This is a genomic window from Paenibacillus sp. 01T424, from assembly GCF_056398745.1.
Map to the genome: position 1 here is coordinate 38,901 of NZ_JBFTPZ010000004.1, position 23,298 is coordinate 62,198.

Annotated in this window: 23 protein-coding genes; 10 read left to right on the forward strand and 13 right to left on the reverse strand. The window is 45.7% G+C overall.

The annotated features are described in order from the left end of the window. Window positions 1-7 precede the first annotated feature (7 nt). Window positions 8-640: a 3-hexulose-6-phosphate synthase gene (hxlA, locus tag AC1DPK_RS04765; RefSeq protein ID WP_477509498.1), complete on the reverse strand. Its 633-nt coding sequence runs from the start codon at window positions 638-640 to the stop codon at window positions 8-10. Between the two features lie 131 nt (window positions 641-771). Then, window positions 772-1,107 carry a winged helix-turn-helix transcriptional regulator gene (locus AC1DPK_RS04770; protein WP_441910001.1) on the reverse strand — a complete coding sequence of 112 codons (336 nt, stop codon included), beginning with the start codon at window positions 1,105-1,107 and terminating at the stop codon, window positions 772-774. A 276-nt stretch (window positions 1,108-1,383) separates the two neighbouring features. Here AC1DPK_RS04770 and AC1DPK_RS04775 point away from each other — a divergent pair, with 276 nt between their 5' ends. The 4 genes from AC1DPK_RS04775 to AC1DPK_RS04790 all read left to right on the forward strand — a co-directional run bounded on the left by AC1DPK_RS04775 (window position 1,384) and on the right by AC1DPK_RS04790 (window position 6,179). After that, on the forward strand, window positions 1,384-2,103 hold the full coding sequence (locus tag AC1DPK_RS04775) for a 3-ketoacyl-ACP reductase (protein ID WP_477509499.1): 720 nt from the start codon (window positions 1,384-1,386) through the stop codon (window positions 2,101-2,103). A gap of 101 nt (window positions 2,104-2,204) precedes the next feature. Further along, the gene (locus tag AC1DPK_RS04780; RefSeq protein ID WP_477509500.1) at window positions 2,205-3,224 is read left to right on the forward strand and encodes an LLM class flavin-dependent oxidoreductase; all 1,020 of its coding nucleotides are present in this window, start codon (window positions 2,205-2,207) and stop codon (window positions 3,222-3,224) included. Window positions 3,225-3,377: 153 nt separating this feature from the next. Continuing rightward, window positions 3,378-5,531 (forward strand): YhgE/Pip domain-containing protein, encoded by a 2,154-nt coding sequence (locus tag AC1DPK_RS04785; protein ID WP_477509501.1) that lies wholly within the window; start codon window positions 3,378-3,380, stop codon window positions 5,529-5,531. 81 nt (window positions 5,532-5,612) lie between these two features. Beyond that, window positions 5,613-6,179 (forward strand): beta-class carbonic anhydrase, encoded by a 567-nt coding sequence (locus AC1DPK_RS04790; protein ID WP_477509502.1) that lies wholly within the window; start codon window positions 5,613-5,615, stop codon window positions 6,177-6,179. Between the two features lie 72 nt (window positions 6,180-6,251). Here AC1DPK_RS04790 and AC1DPK_RS04795 read toward each other — a convergent pair whose 3' ends face one another. The 4 genes from AC1DPK_RS04795 to AC1DPK_RS04810 form a co-directional block, all read right to left on the reverse strand. Continuing rightward, entirely contained in the window at window positions 6,252-6,734 is a 483-nt protein-coding gene (locus AC1DPK_RS04795) for a GyrI-like domain-containing protein (protein ID WP_477509503.1), read from the reverse strand. A 65-nt stretch (window positions 6,735-6,799) separates the two neighbouring features. After that, complete coding sequence (locus tag AC1DPK_RS04800) at window positions 6,800-7,738, reverse strand: helix-turn-helix transcriptional regulator (protein ID WP_477509504.1); 939 nt, start codon at window positions 7,736-7,738, stop codon at window positions 6,800-6,802. Window positions 7,739-7,767: 29 nt separating this feature from the next. Further along, window positions 7,768-8,577 carry a GNAT family N-acetyltransferase gene (locus tag AC1DPK_RS04805; protein WP_477509505.1) on the reverse strand — a complete coding sequence of 270 codons (810 nt, stop codon included), beginning with the start codon at window positions 8,575-8,577 and terminating at the stop codon, window positions 7,768-7,770. Between the two features lie 193 nt (window positions 8,578-8,770). After that, complete coding sequence (locus AC1DPK_RS04810) at window positions 8,771-9,676, reverse strand: NAD(P)/FAD-dependent oxidoreductase (protein WP_477509506.1); 906 nt, start codon at window positions 9,674-9,676, stop codon at window positions 8,771-8,773. Window positions 9,677-9,905: 229 nt separating this feature from the next. Here AC1DPK_RS04810 and AC1DPK_RS04815 point away from each other — a divergent pair, with 229 nt between their 5' ends. Then, on the forward strand, window positions 9,906-10,874 hold the full coding sequence (locus tag AC1DPK_RS04815) for an MraY family glycosyltransferase (protein ID WP_477509507.1): 969 nt from the start codon (window positions 9,906-9,908) through the stop codon (window positions 10,872-10,874). A gap of 413 nt (window positions 10,875-11,287) precedes the next feature. Continuing rightward, the gene (locus AC1DPK_RS04820) at window positions 11,288-11,803 is read left to right on the forward strand and encodes a DUF4309 domain-containing protein (protein ID WP_477509508.1); all 516 of its coding nucleotides are present in this window, start codon (window positions 11,288-11,290) and stop codon (window positions 11,801-11,803) included. A gap of 91 nt (window positions 11,804-11,894) precedes the next feature. Here the strand turns inward: AC1DPK_RS04820 and AC1DPK_RS04825 are convergent, their stop codons facing one another. From AC1DPK_RS04825 to AC1DPK_RS04835, 3 genes are all read right to left on the reverse strand, one after another. Continuing rightward, entirely contained in the window at window positions 11,895-12,275 is a 381-nt protein-coding gene (locus tag AC1DPK_RS04825; RefSeq protein ID WP_441878494.1) for a VOC family protein, read from the reverse strand. Between the two features lie 151 nt (window positions 12,276-12,426). Then, window positions 12,427-13,668, reverse strand: coding sequence for a TolB-like translocation protein (locus AC1DPK_RS04830; RefSeq protein ID WP_477509509.1), 1,242 nt, complete (start codon window positions 13,666-13,668; stop codon window positions 12,427-12,429). Window positions 13,669-13,801: 133 nt separating this feature from the next. Next, complete coding sequence (locus AC1DPK_RS04835; RefSeq protein ID WP_339205563.1) at window positions 13,802-13,954, reverse strand: hypothetical protein; 153 nt, start codon at window positions 13,952-13,954, stop codon at window positions 13,802-13,804. Window positions 13,955-13,970: 16 nt separating this feature from the next. Between AC1DPK_RS04835 and AC1DPK_RS04840 the strand changes: the two genes are divergently transcribed. Next, the gene (locus AC1DPK_RS04840) at window positions 13,971-16,049 is read left to right on the forward strand and encodes an acyltransferase family protein (RefSeq protein WP_477509510.1); all 2,079 of its coding nucleotides are present in this window, start codon (window positions 13,971-13,973) and stop codon (window positions 16,047-16,049) included. A 58-nt stretch (window positions 16,050-16,107) separates the two neighbouring features. On the opposite strand, the gene AC1DPK_RS04845 is transcribed toward AC1DPK_RS04840, so the two are convergent. The 4 genes from AC1DPK_RS04845 to AC1DPK_RS04860 form a co-directional block, all read right to left on the reverse strand. Further along, complete coding sequence (locus tag AC1DPK_RS04845; protein WP_441878435.1) at window positions 16,108-17,991, reverse strand: FtsX-like permease family protein; 1,884 nt, start codon at window positions 17,989-17,991, stop codon at window positions 16,108-16,110. After that, window positions 17,963-18,730: an ABC transporter ATP-binding protein gene (locus AC1DPK_RS04850; RefSeq protein ID WP_441878433.1), complete on the reverse strand. Its 768-nt coding sequence runs from the start codon at window positions 18,728-18,730 to the stop codon at window positions 17,963-17,965. Before AC1DPK_RS04850 ends, AC1DPK_RS04845 begins: the two co-directional genes overlap by 29 nt. Window positions 18,731-18,823: 93 nt before the next feature. After that, window positions 18,824-19,834 carry a sensor histidine kinase gene (locus AC1DPK_RS04855; protein WP_477509511.1) on the reverse strand — a complete coding sequence of 337 codons (1,011 nt, stop codon included), beginning with the start codon at window positions 19,832-19,834 and terminating at the stop codon, window positions 18,824-18,826. Next, on the reverse strand, window positions 19,831-20,538 hold the full coding sequence (locus AC1DPK_RS04860; protein WP_477509512.1) for a response regulator transcription factor: 708 nt from the start codon (window positions 20,536-20,538) through the stop codon (window positions 19,831-19,833). Before AC1DPK_RS04860 ends, AC1DPK_RS04855 begins: the two co-directional genes overlap by 4 nt. Before the next feature lie 186 nt (window positions 20,539-20,724). Here AC1DPK_RS04860 and AC1DPK_RS04865 point away from each other — a divergent pair, with 186 nt between their 5' ends. The 3 genes from AC1DPK_RS04865 (at window position 20,725) to AC1DPK_RS04875 (ending at window position 23,297) form a co-directional block, all read left to right on the forward strand. Continuing rightward, window positions 20,725-21,264, forward strand: a complete 540-nt coding sequence (locus AC1DPK_RS04865; protein WP_441878427.1) for a sigma-70 family RNA polymerase sigma factor — start codon at window positions 20,725-20,727, stop codon at window positions 21,262-21,264. A gap of 11 nt (window positions 21,265-21,275) precedes the next feature. Beyond that, window positions 21,276-22,286: a DUF4179 domain-containing protein gene (locus AC1DPK_RS04870; protein WP_477509513.1), complete on the forward strand. Its 1,011-nt coding sequence runs from the start codon at window positions 21,276-21,278 to the stop codon at window positions 22,284-22,286. Window positions 22,287-22,535: 249 nt separating this feature from the next. After that, entirely contained in the window at window positions 22,536-23,297 is a 762-nt protein-coding gene (locus AC1DPK_RS04875) for an alpha/beta fold hydrolase (protein ID WP_477509514.1), read from the forward strand. Window position 23,298 lies beyond the last annotated feature (1 nt).

Consider the following 23,298-nt stretch of genomic DNA (forward strand, 5'->3'; position numbering starts at 1 on the left):
CTTCGAATTAACCTTGCTTAATCAATTGCTGCATTTCGGCAGCTGCTGCTTTAATATCGGCTTGTCCCGTAATGCCGCCGCCTACGATGACAAGATCAGGACCAGCAGCGATAACTTCCGGCAAGGTGTTCAGCTTAATGCCGCCTGCCACAGCTACCTTCGCATTTTTTACCACTGCTTTAATAGTGCGCAAGTCCTCGAAGGAGTTCTGACCAGCCGCTTGCAGATCGTAGCCCGTATGAACACAAATATAATCAACGCCGAGTGCATCGACTTCAGCCGCACGCTCCGCCAAGTTTTTAACGGCAATCATATCAACCAATATTTGTTTTCCTTGTTTCTTCGCTTCATCGACGGCACCCTTGATGCTCGCATCCTCTGCAACACCAAGAATTGTTACGATATCCGCACCAGCCTCAGAAGCTTTCATCACTTCGTAGCCGCCTGCGTCCATGATTTTCAAATCCGCAAGTACGGTCAGGTTAGGAAAAGCTTCCTTAAGCGCTTTGACCGCATGCAAGCCTTCATTGATTACGATTGGCGTACCAATTTCCACGACATCTACATAAGATTCAACCTGCTTCACAACTTCAATAGCCCCTTGAATATCAACAAGATCCAGCGCTAATTGCAATTTCATCTATATTCACTCCTCATAGGTTCTGTTTGTTTCACTGACAAGGCCTATTCTAGAGGATTACGGATGAAAAAAAAAGTACGCACTTTTATGTAACGTAGTACCCATTCGGGAACTATGAGCAGCCATTTCTGTCATTTTTCGTGCAGCTCAGCCGTTCTTTCTTGATGCTGCTCGCCCCATTTCGACATGACGTTCAGCAGCTCCTTCACCGTTAAGCCGTACTCTGTTAAAGAGTACTCTACCTTAGGCGGCACCTGAACATACACCTTGCGATCAATGATCGCGTCTTCCTCTAATTCTCGCAGCTGCTGCGTAAGCATTTTTTGGGTAATGGCCGGCATCTCCCGCTTCAGCTCGCCAAATCGATGCGTTCCTGCAGTCAAATGACAAAGAATAACTGGCTTCCATTTCCCGCCTATGACTTTCAAAGTCAACTCTACAGTTTCTTTAAAATGCTGATCTCCCAATGTGAGAGGCTCCTTTCGTCAAAACATTATACAAATCTACATATGCAATCACTACGCTGCCCGTCTAATTCACCAGAAAATCGCATGATAACTGGCATTATGAGAAAGCGCCATCATCATTCTGTCCTATTTTCAAATATTAAGTTGGTACTTGCAATCCTTAGAATATAGCTCAATAATAAGACACAACGTAGTAAATTCCTTGTTATGAGGATATCATATCTATGCCGCTTCATACGAATCAAGCAATCTACAATGAATAGAGGAGAGATAACCATGGAATTAAAAAATAGATCAGCTATCATTACCGGTGCAGGAAAAGGCATCGGCAAAGCGATTGCTGTTGCTTTAGCTGCAGAGGGCGTCAACCTTGGCATCATTGCTCGTACGAGCGCTGACTTGGAAACGTTGAAAGACTCGCTTACAAGCACTTACGGAATTAAGGTCTTTATTGCAACCGCCGATATCGCTGTTAAATCGGATGTCGATCAAGCGATTGCATCACTCAAAGAGAACTTAGGCTCCATCGATATTCTAATTAACAATGCAGGAATCGGTACATTCGGCACTTTGCTTGAAATGGATCACGAGCAGTGGGAGCRCATCATCCAAACGAATGTGCTCGGAACCTATTATGTAACCCGCGCTGCACTTCCAACTATGCTGGAGCAAAGCGGCGGAAGCATCATCAATATCGCTTCTACGGCTGGCGAACGCGGCTTTGCAACCGGCTCCGCTTACTGTGCGTCCAAGTTTGCTGTCATGGGCATGACTGAGGCGCTTATGCAAGAGGTCCGTAAATCCAATATTCGTGTAACAGCCCTAACACCAAGCACAGTCAACACAGAGCTTGCTTCAAACGCTGGCCTGAAAATTGGTGACGAGGATCGCATGATGCAAGCTGAGGATATGGCTGCGCTGGTTCTTGCAACGTTGAAGCTGCCTGACCGCGTTTTTATTAAAGCCGCAGGAATCTGGACAACAAACCCACAATAATAGACTTAAGCATATTGCCCCACGCCCTTGCTGGCGCTGGGGTTTTAAACTATCCGTACAGCAGCATCCCGCTGTGCGCTACATGGGAGGTAAATTCAACGATGTCTATACACAATATTCCCTTTTCGATATTAGATCTTGCACCAATCGTAACCGGCAGCTCGCCCGCTCATTCGTTCCGCAACACACTTGAGCTAGCCCAGCACGCTGATAAATGGGGCTACAATCGGTTCTGGCTGGCAGAGCATCATAATATGCCTGGCATCGCAAGCTCTGCCACTTCAGTTGTTATAGGCTACGTAGCTGCTGGAACAGAAAAAATCCGCGTGGGCTCTGGCGGCATTATGCTTCCGAATCACGCACCGCTCGTCATTGCCGAGCAGTTCGGTACGCTCGAATCCATGTATCCAGGCCGTATCGACCTTGGGCTTGGAAGAGCGCCAGGCTCTGATCAAGTGGCAGCCCGCGCGCTGCGCCGCGGACTTGGCAGCAACGGCGAGGATTTCCCAGAGCAGCTGAACGAGCTGCGCCATTACTTCCATCCGAGCGCTGAATCACGCGGCGTATTGCCAAGGGCTGTTCCCGGCGAGGGTCTAGATGTTCCGATCTGGCTGCTTGGCTCCAGCGGCTTTAGTGCACAGCTTGCTGGTCACCATGGCCTCCCGTTTGCTTTTGCCAGCCATTTTGCGCCGGATTTCCTGCTGCCCGCATTGAAGCTGTATCGCGACAACTTCCGTCCATCGGAGGTGCTGGATAAGCCATATGCGATGGTTGGCTTGAACGTCATTGTCGCTGATTCCGATGAAGCCGCTAAATTCCTAGCTACCTCTCAGGAGCAAGCCTTCCTGAACCTGATAAGAGGACGCATGGGGCAGCTGAACCCGCCAGTTGACAGCATGGATGGCCTATGGAACGAGCAGGAGAAAATGATCGTTCAAAAGCAGCTCAGCTTCACCATTGCCGGCACCAAAGAAACGGTTAGGGACAAGCTGAACGCCTTAATTGAACAGACTGGCGCTGACGAGTTAATTGTCGTTAGCCAAATTTATGATCAAGCGGCACGCCTTCGCTCCTATGAGCTACTCGCTGAAATTTTTAATGAAAGCTCAGCAGCGAAGTAATCAAATCAAGAGCAGTATCCGAGGCGTAAAACGCTTTGGATGCTGCTTTTTCTATGCTCACCTGTACTCCCATGGATACCAGCGACAATTCTGTGGTGTAGTTTTTGGACTATTCAGCAATACTAAGTAAATCATTGTTGAAGGTGGGAGAACATGGGGCCTATATTCGCTATTTACGCCAAAGATCTTCGCAGTATTTTCCGGAACAGCGCAGCTGCCATCGTCATCGTCGGACTCGCTTTTTTGCCGTCTTTATATGCTTGGTTCAACATTGAAGCGTCTTGGGACCCATACGGCCAGACCAGTTCACTTGCTATTGCCGTCGTGAACAACGATGAAGGCGCTGTGCTGCATGGGACGCCCATCAAAGTTGGAGACGAAATTATAGCCTCCTTGAAGGAAAATAAAAAAATTGGCTGGGTGTTCGTAGAGGGCAACAAGGCCATTGAAGGCGTTAAGCATGGCGACTATTATGCCAGCATCACCATTCCGCCCGATTTTTCTGCCAAAATGGCCACGGTGCTATCGAACAATCTTCAACAAGCAGAGCTCGATTACGCGGTAAATGAGAAGATCAATGCCGTATCGCCAAAAATCGCCCAGAAGGGTGCGAGCGGCATCATTGAGCAGGTTCGCGCAAGCTTCGTCAAAACCGCTAACGAAACGATTTTTCGTATATTCAATCAAATAGGCATTGAGCTCGAGGAGAACAAACCAGCGATTGAGCAGGTTCGCAGTACTGTATTCAAGCTGGAAACCTTATTTCCTCAGATTAATGACGCCGTCGCACTAGCGGTTACCGATATTGAAAAATCGAAAAAAATCGTTGCAACCGTTCAAACGGAGCTACCAAAAGCTGCCAAGCTCGCCAAGGACGGCGAAGCTTTCTCCAAGCAGCTTGGTACTTTTTTTGACCAAAGCAAATCGTCCCTCGACACGGCTGGCCCGCTGATTAAGCAGGATTTGCAGCTGCTGCTGCAAACGGCCAATTCGGTGGAGGAGCTTGTCGGCATATTACAAGATACGAATATAGATCCTGAAGTGGTAAAAAAGAGCTTGGAGCTGGCAGAGCAGCGCCTGACAAGCTCCATCATCGTCATTGATGGGATGCTGAATTTGCTCGATCGCTTGAATGATTTGGCACCAAGTAAAGTAATCGTGTCGACCATTGATCGACTAAAACAGGTGAACACAAGGTTTCAGCAGCAGCTTACGATTGTTAAGCAAATCCGGTCAGCAGTCGAAAAGGGCGAGAAGCCAGCGCAAACGCTAATTGATCGTCTCGGCACCTTATCCAAGGAAACCTCTTCGTTCTTAACGGATGTGCTAGGCCGTTATGACAGTGAAATTTTGCCGCATATCAAACAAGCAGCTGACAAAGCGAAAAAATCAGCTGCAACCGCAGAGTCCATATTAGCGGAAGCAAACAAGGTCATTCCGAGTGCTGCATCCATCGTAAGCGACGCCGCTAAGGGACTAGAGCTTGGCGGCAAGGAAATGGCCAACATTCAAAAAAACTTACCCGCAGCAGAGCAAAAAATCAGAGGGCTCGCACAGCGGATTCGTGACTTGGAGAAGGAAGGCAATTTAAATGAGCTTGTTGATTTGCTCAAAAATGACGCCGAACGCGAGGGTGCTTTTTTCGCTGAGCCGGTTATATTGAAGGAGAACCGCCTATATCCGATACCGAATTACGGTTCAGCCATGTCCCCATTTTTCACAACGTTATCGCTATGGGTTGGTGCGCTGCTGCTCGTTTCACTGCTTAGTGTGGACGTCCATTCGACAGCAGAAACCGCATACCGCAGCTATCACGTCTATTTTGGGCGTTACCTGACCTTCCTTACGATTGCGATTGTACAGTCGCTGCTTGTTACGATCGGCGATATATGGCTGCTAAAGGCTTATGTCGCCGACAAAATATGGTTTGTGCTGTTTGGCGTTATTTTGAGCGCGGTGTTCATGCTGATTGTGTACACGCTTGTATCCGTATTTGGCAATGTCGGCAAGGCGATGGCTATTGTTCTGCTCGTGCTTCAGCTTGCAGGATCTGGCGGCACGTTCCCAATTCAAGTTACACCGCCATTTTTTCAAGCGATTCACCCCTTCCTGCCCTTCACCTACGCGATCAGCATGATGCGCGAAGCGGTGGGCGGTATCTTATGGGATATCGTTGCCAGAGATTTAATTGCTCTTGCCCTTTTTGCTGGTGCTGCACTGCTGATTGGCCTAGCTCTGAAGAAATGGATTAACCGCTATTCTACCAAAATGCTGGAAAAAGCAAAGCAGAGCGGATTAATTCACTAGTAAAACATTTGACTAGCCCCCTTTTTCTATGAATAATAAAATAAACAATAGAAAAACGATCTTGGGTTAGGAGGCAATTATATGTCCATGGTTCCGCAAATATTGGAGTTTAATAAGAAATTTGTTGAGGAAAAACAATATGAAGCCTATTTGACTGACAAATTTCCTGATAAGAAGATTGCAGTCCTTACTTGTATGGACACTAGACTTGTAGAGCTTCTGCCAAAAGCATTAAATTTAAAAAATGGCGATGCCAAATTTATTAAAAATGCTGGCGCCATTCTGACTCAGCCGTTCGGAAGCGCGATGCGCAGCATCCTCATCGCCGTGTACGAGCTTGGGGCTCGCGAGGTTCTCGTCATTGGCCATCATGGCTGCGGTATGACCAACCTCAATACTGAAGGCATGGTCAGCAAATTCCAAGAGCATGGCATTGATCCGCTTGCCATCGAAACGCTCGAAAATTCAGGCATACGCATGGATAAATTCCTTCGTGGCTTCTCAAGCTCCGAGGAAGGCGTCATGCACAGCGTCAAATTGATTCGTAAGCATCCTCTCTTCCCAAAAGCCATTCCAGTTCACGGCTTTATACTCGACCCCGAAACGGGCGCTCTGGAGCTTCTCGTTCAGGATTATCAAGCAGAGTAATTGAACCATCAGCAAAGAATACAAAAAACGGTTGTCCTTTCAGCTGAATCAGCCAATAGGACAACCGTTTTTTTATTTTATCGCAATGTAGATGTCGACTTCCGCATTCGCAGGGTCAAAGGTCCGGCCGTCATACAGCTCGTAATCGCCGCCATAAGTGCGCTCAATAGACGAATGCTCGAAAAACGCCCAAATCTCGCCCCATGCTTGCGCTACAACCTCATAAACGGGACCCTTCTTCGTTTTAAAAACCATAAATTTAGCCTCTGGAACCGTCGCTTGCTCTAGTCCATCCGGCAGCTCGGCTTGTGCATCTGCCCGCTCATGCCCAATAAGCACCGTGTAGGCTCCACTAGCATCACTTTCATAATCCGTATACAGCGCATAGATAAGATGACCGTTATTCACCTGTGCTCGTTCTGAGATACCGCTGGTGAAATAAGAATCCCATAGACTGGACAAAAGTCCGTTTGCTCCCGCTTCCTGGGCATTCGTCGTGCGCGTTGTTACCCCTATAAGCGTAACTGCTGGTTTTACTGCAATGGTATCATTCATCTGCTGTTTCCCCATTTCCTTGGTATGATCTTATTTTACCGTAGGAAACTGGACAGCTGTCTGTCTTAGTTCTTATAACGGTTAACAATATTTTGAGCTCGCAAAATGATTTCCTCCACGAGAGCCTGAGGCTGCTCAACCTTAACCTGATCACCGTAGCTTAGCAGCATCCCATAAAACCAGTCATCTATCGTATGCTTGCCTTCCACACGCAAGCTTCCATCCGCTAATACAGTCACTTGATCCGGATGGAAAGCATCTCCTACACGGTGGCGCACCTGCGGCTGGAAAATAAGCGTTACATTGGTATCGGCATTTTTCGACCATTCTACATCCCATGCGTAACTGTCCAGCGAAGGAGTCTCGCGGCGTTCAAATTGCTCAAACAATAGATTCAGCTTCTGTATGCGCGATAAACGGAACACGCGAAACTGCTCGCGAAGCGTGCAATAAGCCTGCAAATACCATATGTTCCCCTTCAAAATGAGCGCATACGGCTCAATCACTCGCTCCGTCTCCGAGCCGTTCATGTTAATATAGCTGAGCCCCGCCTTCCGCGTCTCTTCAATCGCCTTCTTGAACAAGTTTACCTTGTCGCGCGCTGCTGGTCCCTGTCCCCAAGGGTTCAAATCAAAAACCAAGCTATCTCCAAGGTGATCGTTCTGAAGCTTATCCGATTTGTGCAGCAATGCTCTTACCTTCTCATGCAAACCAGCATAGGTCGCATCATCTAATGCGGTACCTATGCCTTTGACGGCTGCTATAAGCGACGAGATTTCTGCTAATGTTAGATAGTGACGAGACAGCGTATATTGCTCCATAATCTCGAACCCGCCCGTTGTCCCTTGATGAGCCAATACCGGAATGCCGGACTGGCTTAACGTATCCATGTCGCGGTAAATTGTTTTTGTTGATACTTCAAAACGATCCGCCAGCTCCTTGGCGCTTATTCGTCCCCGGTTAAGAAGCAGTACCGTCATCGCGAGTAAACGATCAATCTTCAAATCAGTTCCTACTTTCTAAGCTTTTGCATCTACATAAATCTAATTTCAGCAATCGGTCCACTCTGGACAAAACCTATATTTTGATAGACTTTGTTAGCAGCAGGGTTTTTATTATCCGCATACAGCATCGGCTCCCTGTTCTCTTCCTCCAAAATTTCGCAAATTCCCGCTACGACCGCACTGGCATAGCCGTTTCTACGAAGGACAGACGGCGTATAAACCGCATTGATCCGTCCGTGCCGCGGAGATCGATGTGCGATGTTGGCCATCGCTACTGGCAGCTCATCAACAGACCAGAAATATAAATTGCCTCTCATAACCATTCCCTCTGCAGCGGGCATCTGACTGGCAGGTATAACCGACGCCCCATACGCGTCCTCAGAGAAGCCAGCCAAAAACTCAGCGACAAGCTCTACATGCTGGCGCGTTGCTTGAATCATTTTCCCTTTTACCTTCATGGGCTTAATCACCTTTGGGCATGAATAAGCAGTCATCAACATATAAGCACGATATTGCAGCTGGTTCGCCTCCGCATACATTTTCGCGAACGGTTCTGCCGTAGACGGAGCTCCGCATATACCCGGCAAATCCGTTCCTTCGTAATAAGCGATAAGCTCCTGCATAAGCATGTCTCTGCGCTCTTCCGTCATATCCTCCGATAGCCATAACCAAGCGTTATGCCCAGGCGAACCTGCAAAGAGCAGCCGTCCGTCAGACGTCTTCAAGCTCGTTGCGCCTTCCAATGCCGTAATCAAATGAATCAGATTATATTGCAGCTCATCTCGCATAAATGGAAATTGATTTAAAACATGATCGTCTGGATGCAGTTTTTCTAACATATGATCCCTCCTTTTCTCGCTGATAATTAACACTCTCTATACTTTTAGAGCCGTCTAATTAATTCAGTCCAACACCAATACCCATAATGAGTAGGGATGTAACAACGATGTCTATTAACTGATCCTTATTTTAGCAAAAAAACCTTAATAGGTATAACGATACTGCTGCGTTTATAAACGCTCACTTCAGCTGCTAAAATCCAAAATCCTGATGCGACAAATCGGTATTGACCCCAATGGCAGCTTTGCTGCCTTCTCCGGCTGCGACAACAAGCTGTGCAGGTACAATAATAGAAGAATCGCCAGCTGCATATATGCCCCTTATGCTCGTTCTGCCGTAATCATCGGTAACGAAGCCGCCTGCCTGTGTCATCGCACAGCCAAGCGCCTCCCCGAAGTGCGCTGCTTGGCCCCATGATGGCGTAACAAAGCCGCCTGTGCGCTCAATCTCGGTGTTATTCGCAAATACGATACGATGAAGGCGGCCATTCTCGCCATGGAGAGCTTTAATTTTTTGCTGCGTCACTTGAATCCCTCTTTGGCCTAGTTGACCGATCTGCTGCGAGCTAAGGCTGTTYATTCCATTCGTACAAACGACTACATTGCGACTCCAGTTAAACACCGTTTTCGCCAAATTGAAAATATTCGAGCCCTCCGAAATGACGACGAGCGGTTGATCACGCAGCTCCCAGCCATCGCAGTACGGGCAGCTGAACAAGCTTCTGCCATAAAAATCTCGTATGCCGGGGATAGCAGGCAAAGATTCCTTCAGACCTGCTGCCAAAATAAGCGTACGAGCGTGATAAATAACACCGTTGCTTGTCATCAGATGGAAGCCCATCTCGCTTCGCTGCACCTCCGTCACTTTATCAGGCTTAATGGTAACCGAAGGATATTGAGCAATATCTGCATGGGCTAATCGACGAAGCTCGCGCGGCTCAATGCCATCTCGCGTGATGAAGCCATGCGACTCATGGGTTACCGCGTTTCTAGGCTTATTGTGATCAAATACAATTACAACTCTTCGCGATCTGCCCAGCACGAGCGCTGCATTTAAACCAGCAGGCCCGCCGCCGATGATGGCACAATCCAGCTTCATATCTATCGCTCCCTTATCAGTTGAACTATTAACAACAAGCCGATACGTTTAAACAAATTATCGCTTATCTTTATTCAATCTGGGCAGGAAGGATGCATCTTGATTATGTAATGAAGGGCGTGCTGCAGGCAGCTTCTAAAGATTAATATCTTCTCACTTATGTAATCTCCAATCGACAATTTTCTTCACGAATTGTATAATTCTGTTGTTCCTTCATTAACTAACGGTGGTGACTATTATTTTATATGCAATCTCTTTGTTAGTTTCCTTTGCTATCGTTTATTTCTTAATTCCTCCGTTTGCAAAGCTGGCTTTCCGTCTTGATTTTGTGGACAAGCCCCGCAAGGATGTTGAGCGAAAAATTCATAGGGAACCGATCCCTCTTACTGCTAGTTATGTTATTTTCATCGGATTTTTCTTTACTTATTTGCTCGTCACAAGAGATTTCTCCCTGCAAACTGGCGCCATATTTCTAGGCGGCGTACTGCTTCTCTTCATCGGCACGGTAGATGATTGGTACAAGACGAAAGGCAAAGACTTTCCGTCGCTTCCTAAATTTATCGTCCAAATATCAGCAGCGGTGCTCGTTTATGCTTCTGGCATCGCATTTACCGGCTTTTACAATCCACTTTCAGGAGAATACGTGCTGCTTCCCGTTATTTTGCAGTTTACGCTTACGATTTTGTGGATCTTTGGCGTAACGACGGTCATTAACTTCTCCGATGGCATGGACGGGCTCGCTGGAGGGCTTTCGGCGATTTCTGCCGTAACGCTGTTCGTTGTAGCACTGGCCAAAGGACAATCCAATTCCGCCATCATGGCTATTATTTTAGTAGGTGTCACCATTGCGTACCTGCGATATAACAAACCTCCTGCAAAAATCTTTATGGGCGATGCTGGAGCTACCTTCCTTGGGTTTATTTTGGCGGTCATTGCACTAGACGGCGCGTTTAAGCAAGCTACCGTGATGTCATTGTTTATCCCGATTCTCGCTCTCGGCGTACCGATCTTCGATAATATATTCGTTGTCGTGAAACGCATGCTGCAAGGCAAAGCGATCTATCAGGCAGATGCAAGCCAAGCGCATTATCGCTTGCTGCGGGCTGGCCTCAATCATAAGCAGGTCGTCATGTTCCTATGCTTGGTCAGCACATGCTTATGTTTATCATCTATCATTTTGCTGCTTGTTCAGATATAAGAAATAGGGATGCTCTCAAGCGAATTTATTTGCTTAAGAGCATCCCTTTTTTTGTTTAGATGCAACGACTTCATGAGACTAGACGCCGCCTTGCTAAACCTCGAACATAATTTAATTTATTGATGAAACATTTCCCCTATTACGCAGTCTGATTAATTAGCAAATATTTCAAATAGGTGGCGGGTGCTTCATGAACAGAGCTCTATCTGTATTGGCCAAGCACGACCACACCTCACTCACCAAGCCTTTTCACAACACCGCTCATTTGTCTCAGCATAGAAAGAGGGTCCTCTCTCAGCCAGTCCTCAGACATCTTGTACACTTGACCTAGCTTGACAGCGCGAGGCTCTTGAAACATTACATTTACTCGGCCCGTTTATAGTTATATCGAGTGAACTATTGGAGGCGTTTCTATGATAAGAATGATAAGCAAAACCACTGGAATATGCCTTTTACTATCGATGCTCCTCCTCTCTGCTTGTACGAAAGCCGAGGAACCTGCAACACCTCAAATAGAAACGGGTAAAGGGAATTCGTGTCGATTTAGCCTCGACAGTGAGCTTCTAGAAACAGCCGAAAAAGGGCAGCTTAAGGGCTTGAAAGTAAATTTAAACCACTCTAGGAGCGAACTAGAGGAAGCCTATGGACAGCCTGACGAGGTTGGATTTGAAAATGCTGATTATTTAAAATATGATAACTGCTACTTCTATATTTGGGACGAAAATAAGATAGGCGTAATCGATATAAAAATAAACGAATCTGTAGAAGAGGTTAAAAAGGTTTTGGGAGAACCAGATTCCGAAGGCAATTCTGAAGGCGGGTATGATGAATATGGCATTAGTTATACAACAGGAGATTATTCTTTATATTTTATGTACGAAGACGCGGCATCAACTGAAGGGATTGTTCGAATAAAGAGCATGAATTAACTTGTCATTGCAAGAACAGCGGCAGTCTCGAAAGACTGCCGCTGTTTGATAGAGCTTTCGTTTCCTAATACACTAACATTGGAGGGGAATATTACTTTTTCTCCATTACAGCAAAGTAGTTTGCTTCATCATCTGCAAAGTTGAATACTCTTCCAGAAGGCATCGTTACAATGTCACCGACAGTGACACTTTTATTGGACAAGTCGCCATGCAGCTGTTCGAAGTGTTCCGTAAAAAACATTAAAGATGGTGTACCAAGATTTAATCCTGGTGACATTTTTGCAACGAATTCCTTATTATGTAGAATGATCGTTGTTTCTGAATCCTTTGTAGGAGCAATTTCAATATATCGAAACCCTTGGCCGTTATTTTCTTCAGAAATGACTTGAAAACCTACTTTTTCTGTCCAAAATTCTACTGCCTTATCTTGGTTATCTACATACAGCATGATTTGACCGACTTTACTAATCATTGATTGTTCCACTCCCTTGTTTAAGTAATTATTATAATTGAACTGGGCGTTCCTCAGCCAGCTTGTCTTCATTACCTCCTTATATTATAGCATGTAGAATAGGTTATCAATTGAGCATATTCTGATCTTTGCGGCATACGTTATGATGCACTCAATAGAATGCAATCACCTCAGACCAGTCCCATTGTCCATAATAAGAATCTGCTTGGTCGATACCTTTTATCCATTCCACTGCATGGTGTCCATCTATGTCCGCCATGATTACATTTGCTGTAATGTGATCATCCCTCACCCAAAAGAGCTTCGAATGAAGAACTACCGGGTTATAAGCGCCATGCTTTCGGGAGGGCTTTGTCAAATGTTTTTGCACGCCATTATTCAGCTCCACCCTCACTAAGTAAGGAAATGCTGCGCGGCGCTGATCACCATCCGGCTTAGATTCCGCTGCTCTCGACACAATAATATGCTGCAAATCCTGCCAAACAAATACTTGATCAACGAAATGCTTAGGCGTGTACGCAGCCCCCTTCTCTGAGGTTACTTCCAGCACCTTCAGCTGTTTATTGCTGGTGGCCTCGCGCCCGATCCCTGCAATGTAAGCGAGCCGGCTGCCGCTCTTTGCCCATGAGAACCACTGGGGATTATTCACCATCTCATCAAGTGTTCGAAATACAACGCCGTCCGTTGAAATCACACAAAGGATGTTGCTATCGGCCGATAATGACGCGGTTGGCTTAGCAAGAAATGCGATCCATCGACCATCAGCGGACCATTTGAACTCGCTCGTGCCGACCGCAAAAAAATCGTCAGATGGTGCTGGCAGCACATGAACGGTTGTATAGGTGCGAGGATCGTCCATTGTACGAAGTGGTATTTGATAAAGATGGATCGGCGTCCATCCATCCGGGAGCAGCTCTGACTGTGAAGAAGCAAAAAAACCTTTACCATATGGCAGCCATGAGAAATTATCTATGGCTGCAGCGGAACCAAGCGGTTTGTCCGGCGAGCTCGCATCAACGTATTGCAGTTGATCCTTTATCTGATATGCCAGCAGCTTATTCTTCGGTGCCCATTGAAAATTTTTGCCGACATTTGCAGCGACGAGCTTGCTCTTGCCTGTTGGTAAATGCAGCACCCATAGCTCTTGCTCTGCATCTCCCTGCGTATATGCAAGCCATTCTCCATCGAATGACCACTTGGGATTGCGCACAATAGGTCCGCTTACAAGCTTCTTCTCCACTTGACCTGTCTTTAGCCAAAGCTCGCCATTTCGCACAAAAGCAGCCCTTAGAAGTTGTTCTTGTTCCCCATTCGGTGCCGCTGCAATATCTGCTCCACTCGTCATAAACAACAACGCAAGAAACGAAGCGATCCAAAATTTTACGATTCTCATCTAGGGAACCTCCCAAAAAAATACTTGTGGTTACGGTTCCCTTTACTGGTGGAAACATGCATTTATTCGTTCTGTAGCTTTTCATTTTTTTTGTTTCCAGTTTGATACCGATTTGTAACTGTTCTGTTACGAATTATTTTAGCTGCCGCCATATAATTGATTTACAACGATTCATCATCCAGAGGGGCTGAACACCATTTTTACCATCGGTATTATTCGTAATCATCGCTTTTTCCACCGTCTTATTCTCATCGACCTTGCTGCAATTCTCCCCATTCAAATTCATGTAGGAGGATTCCGCCATGCCTAAACCAATCGGCAACAGTAGTCGCTATATGCCGGGACTGGATGGCTTGCGCGCCATTGCCGTTCTTGCCGTCATTGCTTATCACTTGAACTTGCAATGGGTACCGGGCGGACTGCTCGGGGTTACTATGTTTTTTGTCCTCTCTGGGTATTTAATCACGGACATTTTGCTGAAACAGCTTCATCCTTCCAAGAAATTAGATCTCAAAACGTTTTTTATTCGCCGAGCTAGGCGATTGCTGCCTGCGATGTTCCTCATGATAGCTGTCGTTTCATTATGGCTGTTGATTAGTGATACAGGCCGGTTATTGTCTCTAAAAGGCGATATCGGGTCAGCGCTTCTTTATATAAGCAACTGGTATCTTATTTTCCATGAGGTTTCCTATTTCGAGAGCTTCGGCCCCGCTTCACCGTTCGGCCATTTATGGTCGCTTGCAGTGGAAGAACAATTTTATTTATTGTGGCCCCTCGTGCTGTTAGCCGTTATCCGCTTCTCTCCAAAACGGGGCAAACTTGCACTGTGGACACTGGCGGCAGCTGCGGTATCAGCCAGTGCAATGGTACTCCTTTACCAGCCGGGTGTTGATCCAAGCCGTGTTTACTATGGGACGGACACCAGAGCCTTTGCCCTTCTCATTGGGGCAGCGCTTGCTATCGTTTGGCCGAGTTGGAAGCTGTCATCGACCTTGTCTGCACGCAGCCGCATGCTTATGGATGCTGTAGGCACGTTCGGCTTCGTCATCATTTTGGTTATGATTAATCAGACCAATGAGTATGATTCTTTTCTATATCGCGGAGGCATGGTGCTGTTCTCCCTTGCTACTGCGGTTGTCGTGGCTGCACTCGCCCATCCCGCAAGTAAATTCGMAAATGTAATCGGAAGTAAAGTGCTTGCATGGATCGGCGTCCGTTCCTACGGCATTTATTTATACCATTATCCAATTATCGTGTTAACGACTCCAACGGCCGAGAGTGGGGAGCTGCATCCTGTAAGAGCACTTATTCAAGTAATCCTAACGTTCGTACTTGCTGAGCTTTCTTGGCGGTTTATAGAGGAGCCTATAAGGCATGGTGCGCTTGGAAAAATATATTCCCTGTTTAAACTGCAAATAACGGAGCGGATTGGATTAAAAAAAGCTAGCAGTTATCTCGCCGTGCTTGTCATTGTATTCTCGAGCGTATCCTGCACAAGCAGTGTGAATTTGCAGTCAGCCAGCGGCGATAGCACGAACAATGAAACCTCTGTAGTTGCGCCCGCCAAGCCGAATGTTTCGGAGGAAGCTGCTCCAGGCAAAGATCGTGAACAAGGCAAGACTGGACAAAATGAGGCTGTGATCGAGCCGAAGCCAGCTGAACCAGAAAAACAAACGCCTCCGCAAGCGACGGAACAACCTGGTCAATCTAATACGGCTCCGGGTACAGGTAAGGATAAAACCGAACCGTCTATCACCGATCCTGAGCAGCCGAAAGTTGATACCATTGTGAACGGTACCGATGGCAGTAAGCCAAAACCTGTACCAACTGTTAATGACAAACCAACCAGCAATCCCGCACAGGGAAATAAAAATCAGAAGCCTGTACCAGACAAACCGACTGTCACCCCTATCGATCAAAACAGCGTGACAGCAATCGGTGATTCCGTCCTATTGGATGCTGAACCATTCCTAGAGAAGCTGGTTCCGGGTATCGTGGTTGATGGAAAAATAGGAAGACAGTTTGGGCAGGCATTAGATGTGATCGAGGGCTTGAAAAAAAATGACCAGCTTGGAAATACGGTTGTCATTCAGCTCGGAACGAACGGTGCCTTTACGACAAAACAGATGAATGAGCTTCTTGACACGTTAGGCACAGAACGTCAAATCATATTCATCAATACGCGTGTCCCGCGCAAATGGCAGGATTCCGTAAATAAAATGCTCGCAGCCACAGCGAAAAAGACGGAGAACGTGACCATTGTAGACTGGTATACAGCAAGCAAAGGGAAAAAGGACTTTTTTGCCGCTGATGGCGTGCATTTGAAAAAGCATGGAGCACAGTTTTATGCAGACCTGCTCATTAAAGCATTAGACAAATAAAGAAGAGTGCTTTGAAGGTGTAATCGCCTCCGAAGCACTCTTTCTTTATGATGCTCAATTAGGCAAGTGCCATCTTTACCTGCCTAATATAGAAGAAACGAACGATGAAGAAGTAAATGACTTGAACGATAAAAAATAGGCCAAGCACGAGTATGGATTCCTTGAGCAGCGAGTATTTAAACATGTTGGATAGTGTCATGAGGGCAACAGCCCCATGTACTAATGCCACCACGATTGGTGCAAAGAATAGCAATATAATTTGTCGATTCAGTATTTTTGCAAGCTCTTTGTCGCTTAGGCCCATTTTCGAAACCGCTTTGAACTTCTGCCTGTCATCATCCAAATCGCTGTACAGGCGGAAATAAAGAAAACTGCCTGCGGAGACAAAAAACACGATTCCGATAAACAAACCAATGAACAGTATCGGGCCAAAGCGCTCGCTTAACACGGAATTTTGAAATTCAAGCGCGTAAAACTCATATTTATCGCTATAGGGAATAAGATTCGTAAGCTTACCGCCTGCCTTTATGGCTTCTTTCTGCCGCAGTGGTCCATGCCATGCATAATAATGGCTCTCTTGTACTGGAGGCTGGAGTTTTGCAAATTGTTCATCCGATACAATGAAATAGCCGCTGAAACCATGTACCGCTGGCGATACAACAGCTCGATTGGCTTCAATCACAGCACTAGGCTCCAGCGTAAATGGCTCGTTAAGCATTGCTTTACCCGCTCGTGACAACCCAAAGTCGACAACCGCTGCTTTGCCGCCTGAAAGCTTAATCTTATCTATTTTCATTAATTCGGCCAAATGGTTATAGTCGGATTGCTTAACCACTACAATCATTTTATCGCTATTGGAGGCCTTGTAATAACCAAGCTTAAGCATTGCTTTTTCATTTGCGATGTTCGATTCTTTCAGTGTGCGATCAATCTGCTCCATATGCTTTTGCTCGCTGCTATCACCATCCGTCGTTGTCCGGTAGGTGAATAGATAAGGATTTCCCTTAACATGATCTCCTCCGATGATGGATTGAAATCCATAAAGCGAGCCTATCGCACAAAACGAGACAGTGGAGATAATAGCGACCAGAAAGAACGAACGCGCGTTGTCCTTCAAGCGGTAGGCGAGATCGGAAAAAAGCAGCATATTCGTTTTGAGCCAAAAAATCGATTCCATACTCTTTAGCTTCCGAATGATATAAACGCTAAGCTGTGTAAACAGCAGGTAGGTGCCGATGCAAACCATGATCGTAACCGGAATGAGCAGAAAAATAGCCTCGGTCCCATCGGCTCGTAAACTAAGAAAGTAGCTTGCTCCAATCAAGATTGGTACTAGCATGGAAAGAAGGAAGGATGACTTTGGCTCACTTTTCGCTTGCTTGTTTGCCTTTAATAGCGTAACCAGCTGCCCGCTGCGCAGTACGGTAGAAATAAAAAAAGAGATGAGAATAAATAGAATCAAAAATGAAACCAGAGTGAGGGCAATAGCCTTATAAGGAATATAAAAGGATAGCTTTTCATTGATGGTAAGAACATTTTCCCCTGCAAGCAAAATCGCCTTTGCAAACACAAGTCCCAAACCAATGCCGCCGATAATGGCAAATAGGCCAATAATCATATTTTCCAAAAAAATCATCAGACGGAGCTGGACAGTGGTCATGCCCTGCATGATCATCAGCCCAAATTCTCTTTTGCGCGATTGTAGAAATGTACTCATGGAGTAGAGAACAAAAAAGAAGGAAAAGACATAAATAATCCACTTGGATACAGAAAGCGCAAACGTAGCGCTGGAATGAATATTTTCCCCGCTAAGGACAGGGTGATATGCAAAGATAGAAAAAGTAAAGAAAACCATCACCGTAAATAGACTGCTGAGGAAATAACCTGCATAAAGCCGTTTGTTACGAGTGACGTTACGGAATGCGAACTGGCGAAACGTCATTATGATATCCTCCTAACAGCGAAAGCGTATCGATAATTTTTTGGAAGAAGGTTTGACGATTGTCACCCCGATGGATTTCCGTATAGAACCTGCCGTCCTTAATGAAAATAACGCGATTGCAATAACTAGCAGCCACCGCATCATGCGTGACCAGCATCATTGTTGCTTTCTGCTCACGGTTAATTTTCTCCAGCAGTTCCATAACATCCTTCGCTGCTTTGGAGTCAAGATTTCCTGTCGGCTCATCTGCCAGCAGCAGCTTGGGAGAGTGAATCATAGCCCTTGCTATCGCTGCTCGCTGTGCCTGCCCCCCAGATATTTCATACATGCGTTTATCCATAATCTCTGTAATGCCTAGCTTTTCTGCTATGGCTTTTACTTTTTTCTTCATTTCGCTAACCTTGTTGCCATCTAATGTCAGCGGCAGCACAATATTCTCCTCAACCGTCAAGGTGTGAAGCAGATTGAAATCCTGAAAAACAAATCCAAGCTCACGGCGGCGAAATATAGCTAACTCATTTTTGCCCAGCTTGCTGGTCGTTTTGCCGTGAAATGATATGTCTCCCGTTGTCGGCTCGTCAATCGTTGCAATTAAGTTCAGCAGCGTTGTTTTCCCGCTTCCAGAGGGGCCCATAATCCCAACAAAATCACCATCATCAATCGTTAAATTAATGTCGGTCAAAGCCCGATAGGACATTTTACCTTCATATATTTTACTAACCTGTCTTACATGCAGCATACTTAGATCTCCTTTCAAGAGGAAAACAGTTAATGTGTGATCAGTATACTGTGGACGGTCAGCCGCTAACTATCGATTAGACTTTCACTTTTATTACACGCTTGTAAGCTTCTGATAGGCGGCAAAAATAATACGTACCTCCGTACCTTGATCGACCACTGACGTTAGCTCCATTCTATGCCCAAGACGATCAGCAGCCTCCTTCGTCAGATAGAGCCCCATACCCGTTGATTCGCGCATGCCGCGTCCGTTTTCCCCGGTAAAAAAGGGATCAAATACCCGCTTCATATCCGCAGCAGGAATGCCTACCCCACGATCGATAACTTCAATAATAGCTTCGCTCCCGCGCAAATAGCAGGAAATCACGACCTTCTTCCCTTCTGTCTCTTTGCTCGCAGAATATTTAATCGCATTGATGACGAGCTGGGAGAGCATAAAAAACAGCCATTTCTCATCCGTTTCGACCGTTAATTCAGGCGTACTGATATGAACCTCGGGATAAATCTGATTGCGAATAAAAAGTMGTTTGTTGTCATGGACAACAGCGCTGATGATTTGTGACAGAACAACGGGCTTCACGTGGAAATCCTGTTCGAACGCGCGGAGCCGAGCCATATAGAGGACCGTATGCAATCCCGAGCGCATTCTCTCCAGCTCCTCACGAATGCTGGCAAACTCAGGCTCATCGATATTTTGAACAGTGAGCTCAATGACCGAAAGAGGTGTTTTCATTTGGTGAACCCATTGGTCCATGAAAACGAGATGCTCCTCCTGCTGCTTCTTTACTGTATATAATTGCTGCTGATACTGACGGTACTGGGTATGCAACAGTTTCTGGAGCGCCTCCGAGATGGGCGACTGCCCGATTTTCTGAAATGAAGCATCTAGCGATTCGAGAGGCTGACTAAGGCGGAGGTAATAATGTCGCCGACTAAGAAAGTGGTACACAAGGTATCCGCCTAGGATGAAGAAAGCAAGAAAAACAACGTAAAGTGCTGTCTTCAAATTGTGATAGCCATCGAGCCAATAAATCGAAAAAATGATACCCAATTGCAAAAGCTGAACAACAATGAGCAGAGAGTGTTCTCTTATAAACAGTTTCACTTGTCACTTTCCTTCATCCATGTGACGTTCAGCCGATAGCCTGTACCTCTCACCGTCAGCAAAGCATCTTCGATGCCAAGCTCTTGAAATTTTCTTCTAACGCGGGTAATGTTCACATTCAGCGTATTTTCATCCACGTAAGCCTGATCATCCCACAGCTTCTCAAGCAGAGCCTCGCGGCTGGCAACCCGTGGATATCGCTCAATGAGGCTTTCTACGATGTCGGATTCTTTTTTCGTGAGCGCAATGATTGCAGCTTCTAGCTTCAGCTCCAGCCTTTCGGGATAAAGCATGAGCCCTTCGATTTCGAGAACGCGTTCCTCATATCTGGAGGCATACTCCCCATAGGCACGTCGAAGATGGCTGTGGATTTTGGCCAGCACAATTCCAGAGTGAAACGGCTTCGTGATATAGTCATCTCCCCCATTTTCAAGAGCCATGATCTGATCCATTTCACCGTCGCGAGCGAATATAAACAACACCGGGCAGATCGATGCGCTGCGGATTTGCCTGCACCAGTAATAGCCGTCATAACTAGGCAAATTCACATCAAGAAGAACCATGTCCGGCGTGGCTTGATGGAACTCCTCCATTACATGCTGAAAATCGTTTACCCGTATCCCTTCATAGCCATATTTCGTTATAGTAGACAGCAGAAGCTCCGCGATTTTCGGATCATCTTCTACAATCATTATTTTGTGCATCTCACTCTCTCCTTGTATGGACCATTAATGTCAAAATAAGAATATTGCAACACTATCTATTATGCTTGATCTATTATCGATATGGAAACGGGAAGCTAGCACTTTTTTTCTCATGTGATAGATTAATGGAATTCTATTCGTATTACCTAGTAGGCGCCAATAATTGTTGCAAGGAGGGGTGAACGGTTGAAACTGACAGAGGACAATGTTGTACAACACATAAAGAACAAAAACGAAAAAGCCATTTCTTTTATTATCCATCAATATGGAGGACTGCTTGCTGCCATAATTAAACGCCATTTAAATGGCCAGCAGCAGGATTACGAGGAATGTCTGGATGATGTGCTGCTTTCAGTATGGAACAATATTTTGCACTTCGATCCAGAGAAAAATGGCTTTAAACAATGGCTTGCAGCGATTGCCAAATATAAAGCAATTGATTATCAAAGAAAACAAATCAAGCTTCACAATCACCAATTTTCGGTTTCCGAAATAGATGATCGCATGCTCAAAACAAGCGAAGCAGCCGGCACAAGCCAAGTAGATGAGCTGTTTGACCAACTATCAGCGCGTGAGCGGGATATTTTCGAAAAATATTACTTAGAGGGAACACCTTCCCATGAAATCGCGGAGCACTATAATGCCAAGGAATCTTGGGTGCACAACAAGCTTTCTAGGGGACGCAAGAAATTGAAAAGCTATCTGCTCAAAAATAATCAAGGATAAGGAGTGAGACTGTGTCGATTTATAAAGAGCTAAATGATCTTAACCTGGATGTAAGCCAGTATGAAGAACAGGAGCTCACGAGCTTCCAAAAAAAGAGCTGGGACCGACGTGTACGGAGTACAATTAGAAAACATAAAACCAATAACAGAAAGAAATATGCAGGCGTTGCGGCGGCCATTATTTTGGCAGCAGGTATTTCAATCAGCACGGGGACTGTGACTTTTGCCAATGTTCCATTCGTCGGAGGGTTGATGGAGCGATTGATGGCAACTAATGCAGATGAGAACGCGGACTACTCTCCGTTTAAAACCGAAATTGGTGCCACTGCTGAAAATAATTACGGGAAATGGACCTTAGATGAAGCGTTGATTGATAACGGACGTTTGCTTATTAGCTCCACTTTTGAGCCTGCTAAGGGGGTCAAATTTAATTACCAAATGCATCCGATGCCAACCGTACTCATGAATGGACAGAATCTCACTTCAGGAACCGCTGGACAATCCATTAAAGTTCACGATTCCATGTATACCGTCTATAATGAGCTGCGAATTTCAGAGCTTCCGATCGGTGAAACGATTGCCTTCCAAATTAGTTACGATAATCTAGACTGGAGCATCGACTCGAAAGTGAAGCTGATTGAGAATCCTTGGTCCTTTGACATCAAGGTTCCGACGAATCAATTGGCTGCAACAAGTGAAACGATTGCATTTAATCAGGATATATCACTTGGAAACGGACAATCCATTCATCTAAAAAACATGGTCGTATCACCTATTTCAACGATTTTATATTATGACTGGACCGAGCAATCCAACCACATTGCGTTTAAAATCGTCAGTGAATCCGGACTGGAGTTATTGCCAAACACAGCGGAAATATCTGCTGAGGGTTCGTATAACCGCTACGTTCCGATTGATTTGAAAGCTGAGAAATACTATTTGGTTCCTTTCGAGAGTTCAGAGAACCCTCATGCTGAGAATCCAGGAGAGGTACCGGAGCAATCGATAGTGATTAATCCATAGCAAAGCAGTGGCACCGCATACCGCCATTCCGGCTCCCGAGCGTGAAATTCTCAGAAATAGGACTAGAAACTAGTCCTATTTCTCTTTAAACAACCAATTCAGCATAATTAGATATTGAAACTAGTCTTATATCTACAATGCACCTTGCCATTTCTTCCAAAAAAAGAGATATTCATAGAATAGCTCTTTAAGCTTAACGTTTAAAAAGCTGCCGTTGATTTGAGATGATACTTAGGAGGCGGTACAATCATGCCCCACATTCCATTCAAGGATTTGGACGTTTTTTATGAAAAAATGGGAAACGGTGAGCCTGTCATTTTTTTGCATAGCGGCTACTCTCGGGGAATTCTAGCCTTCGCCAGCCAATTGCTTGATTTTCAGAGCAAATATACCTGTTATTATCCGGATTTCAGAGGTCATGGGCGAACAAAGTGCAGCAGTCTCGAATGGAATACGCCTCAGCTTGTAGAGGACACGATCGAATTTATGGACGCGCTTGGCATTTCTAGTGCACATTTGATCGGCTACAGCTTGGGGGCGAATGTTGGATTGTATGGCGCTGTTCATTATCCCGAAAGAGTTGCTACTTTAACTACGATAGGAACTAGCGGTTATGCAGATCCAACGGGTGTCGAGCAATTCGAGCCAGAGTGGCTTTTGGAACAGGGGCAGCAAGCGACCATCAATCAAATGATTGAAAGGCATGCAGAAGCTCATCGAGGAAATTGGCAAGAGCATATGCGGCAGTCTGCGAACGACTGGCGTCTCTATCCTCAGCTTACGAGCGAGCAGCTAAGCAGCATTCGTTGTCCATCCTTGCTTATTACTGGTGAAAATGATCCCTTTGTAGGTGAAACGAAGATAAAGCAGTTGAGTTCCCTGATTAAAGGATCTCGATATCTCGTCGTTCAGGGCGGCAGTCACAGGCCTCATATGCTTAGAGAAAATCCGGTTTTGGTTAATGACACCATACTAGATTTTATTGGCTCATACCCGATTTCCGACATGTGAG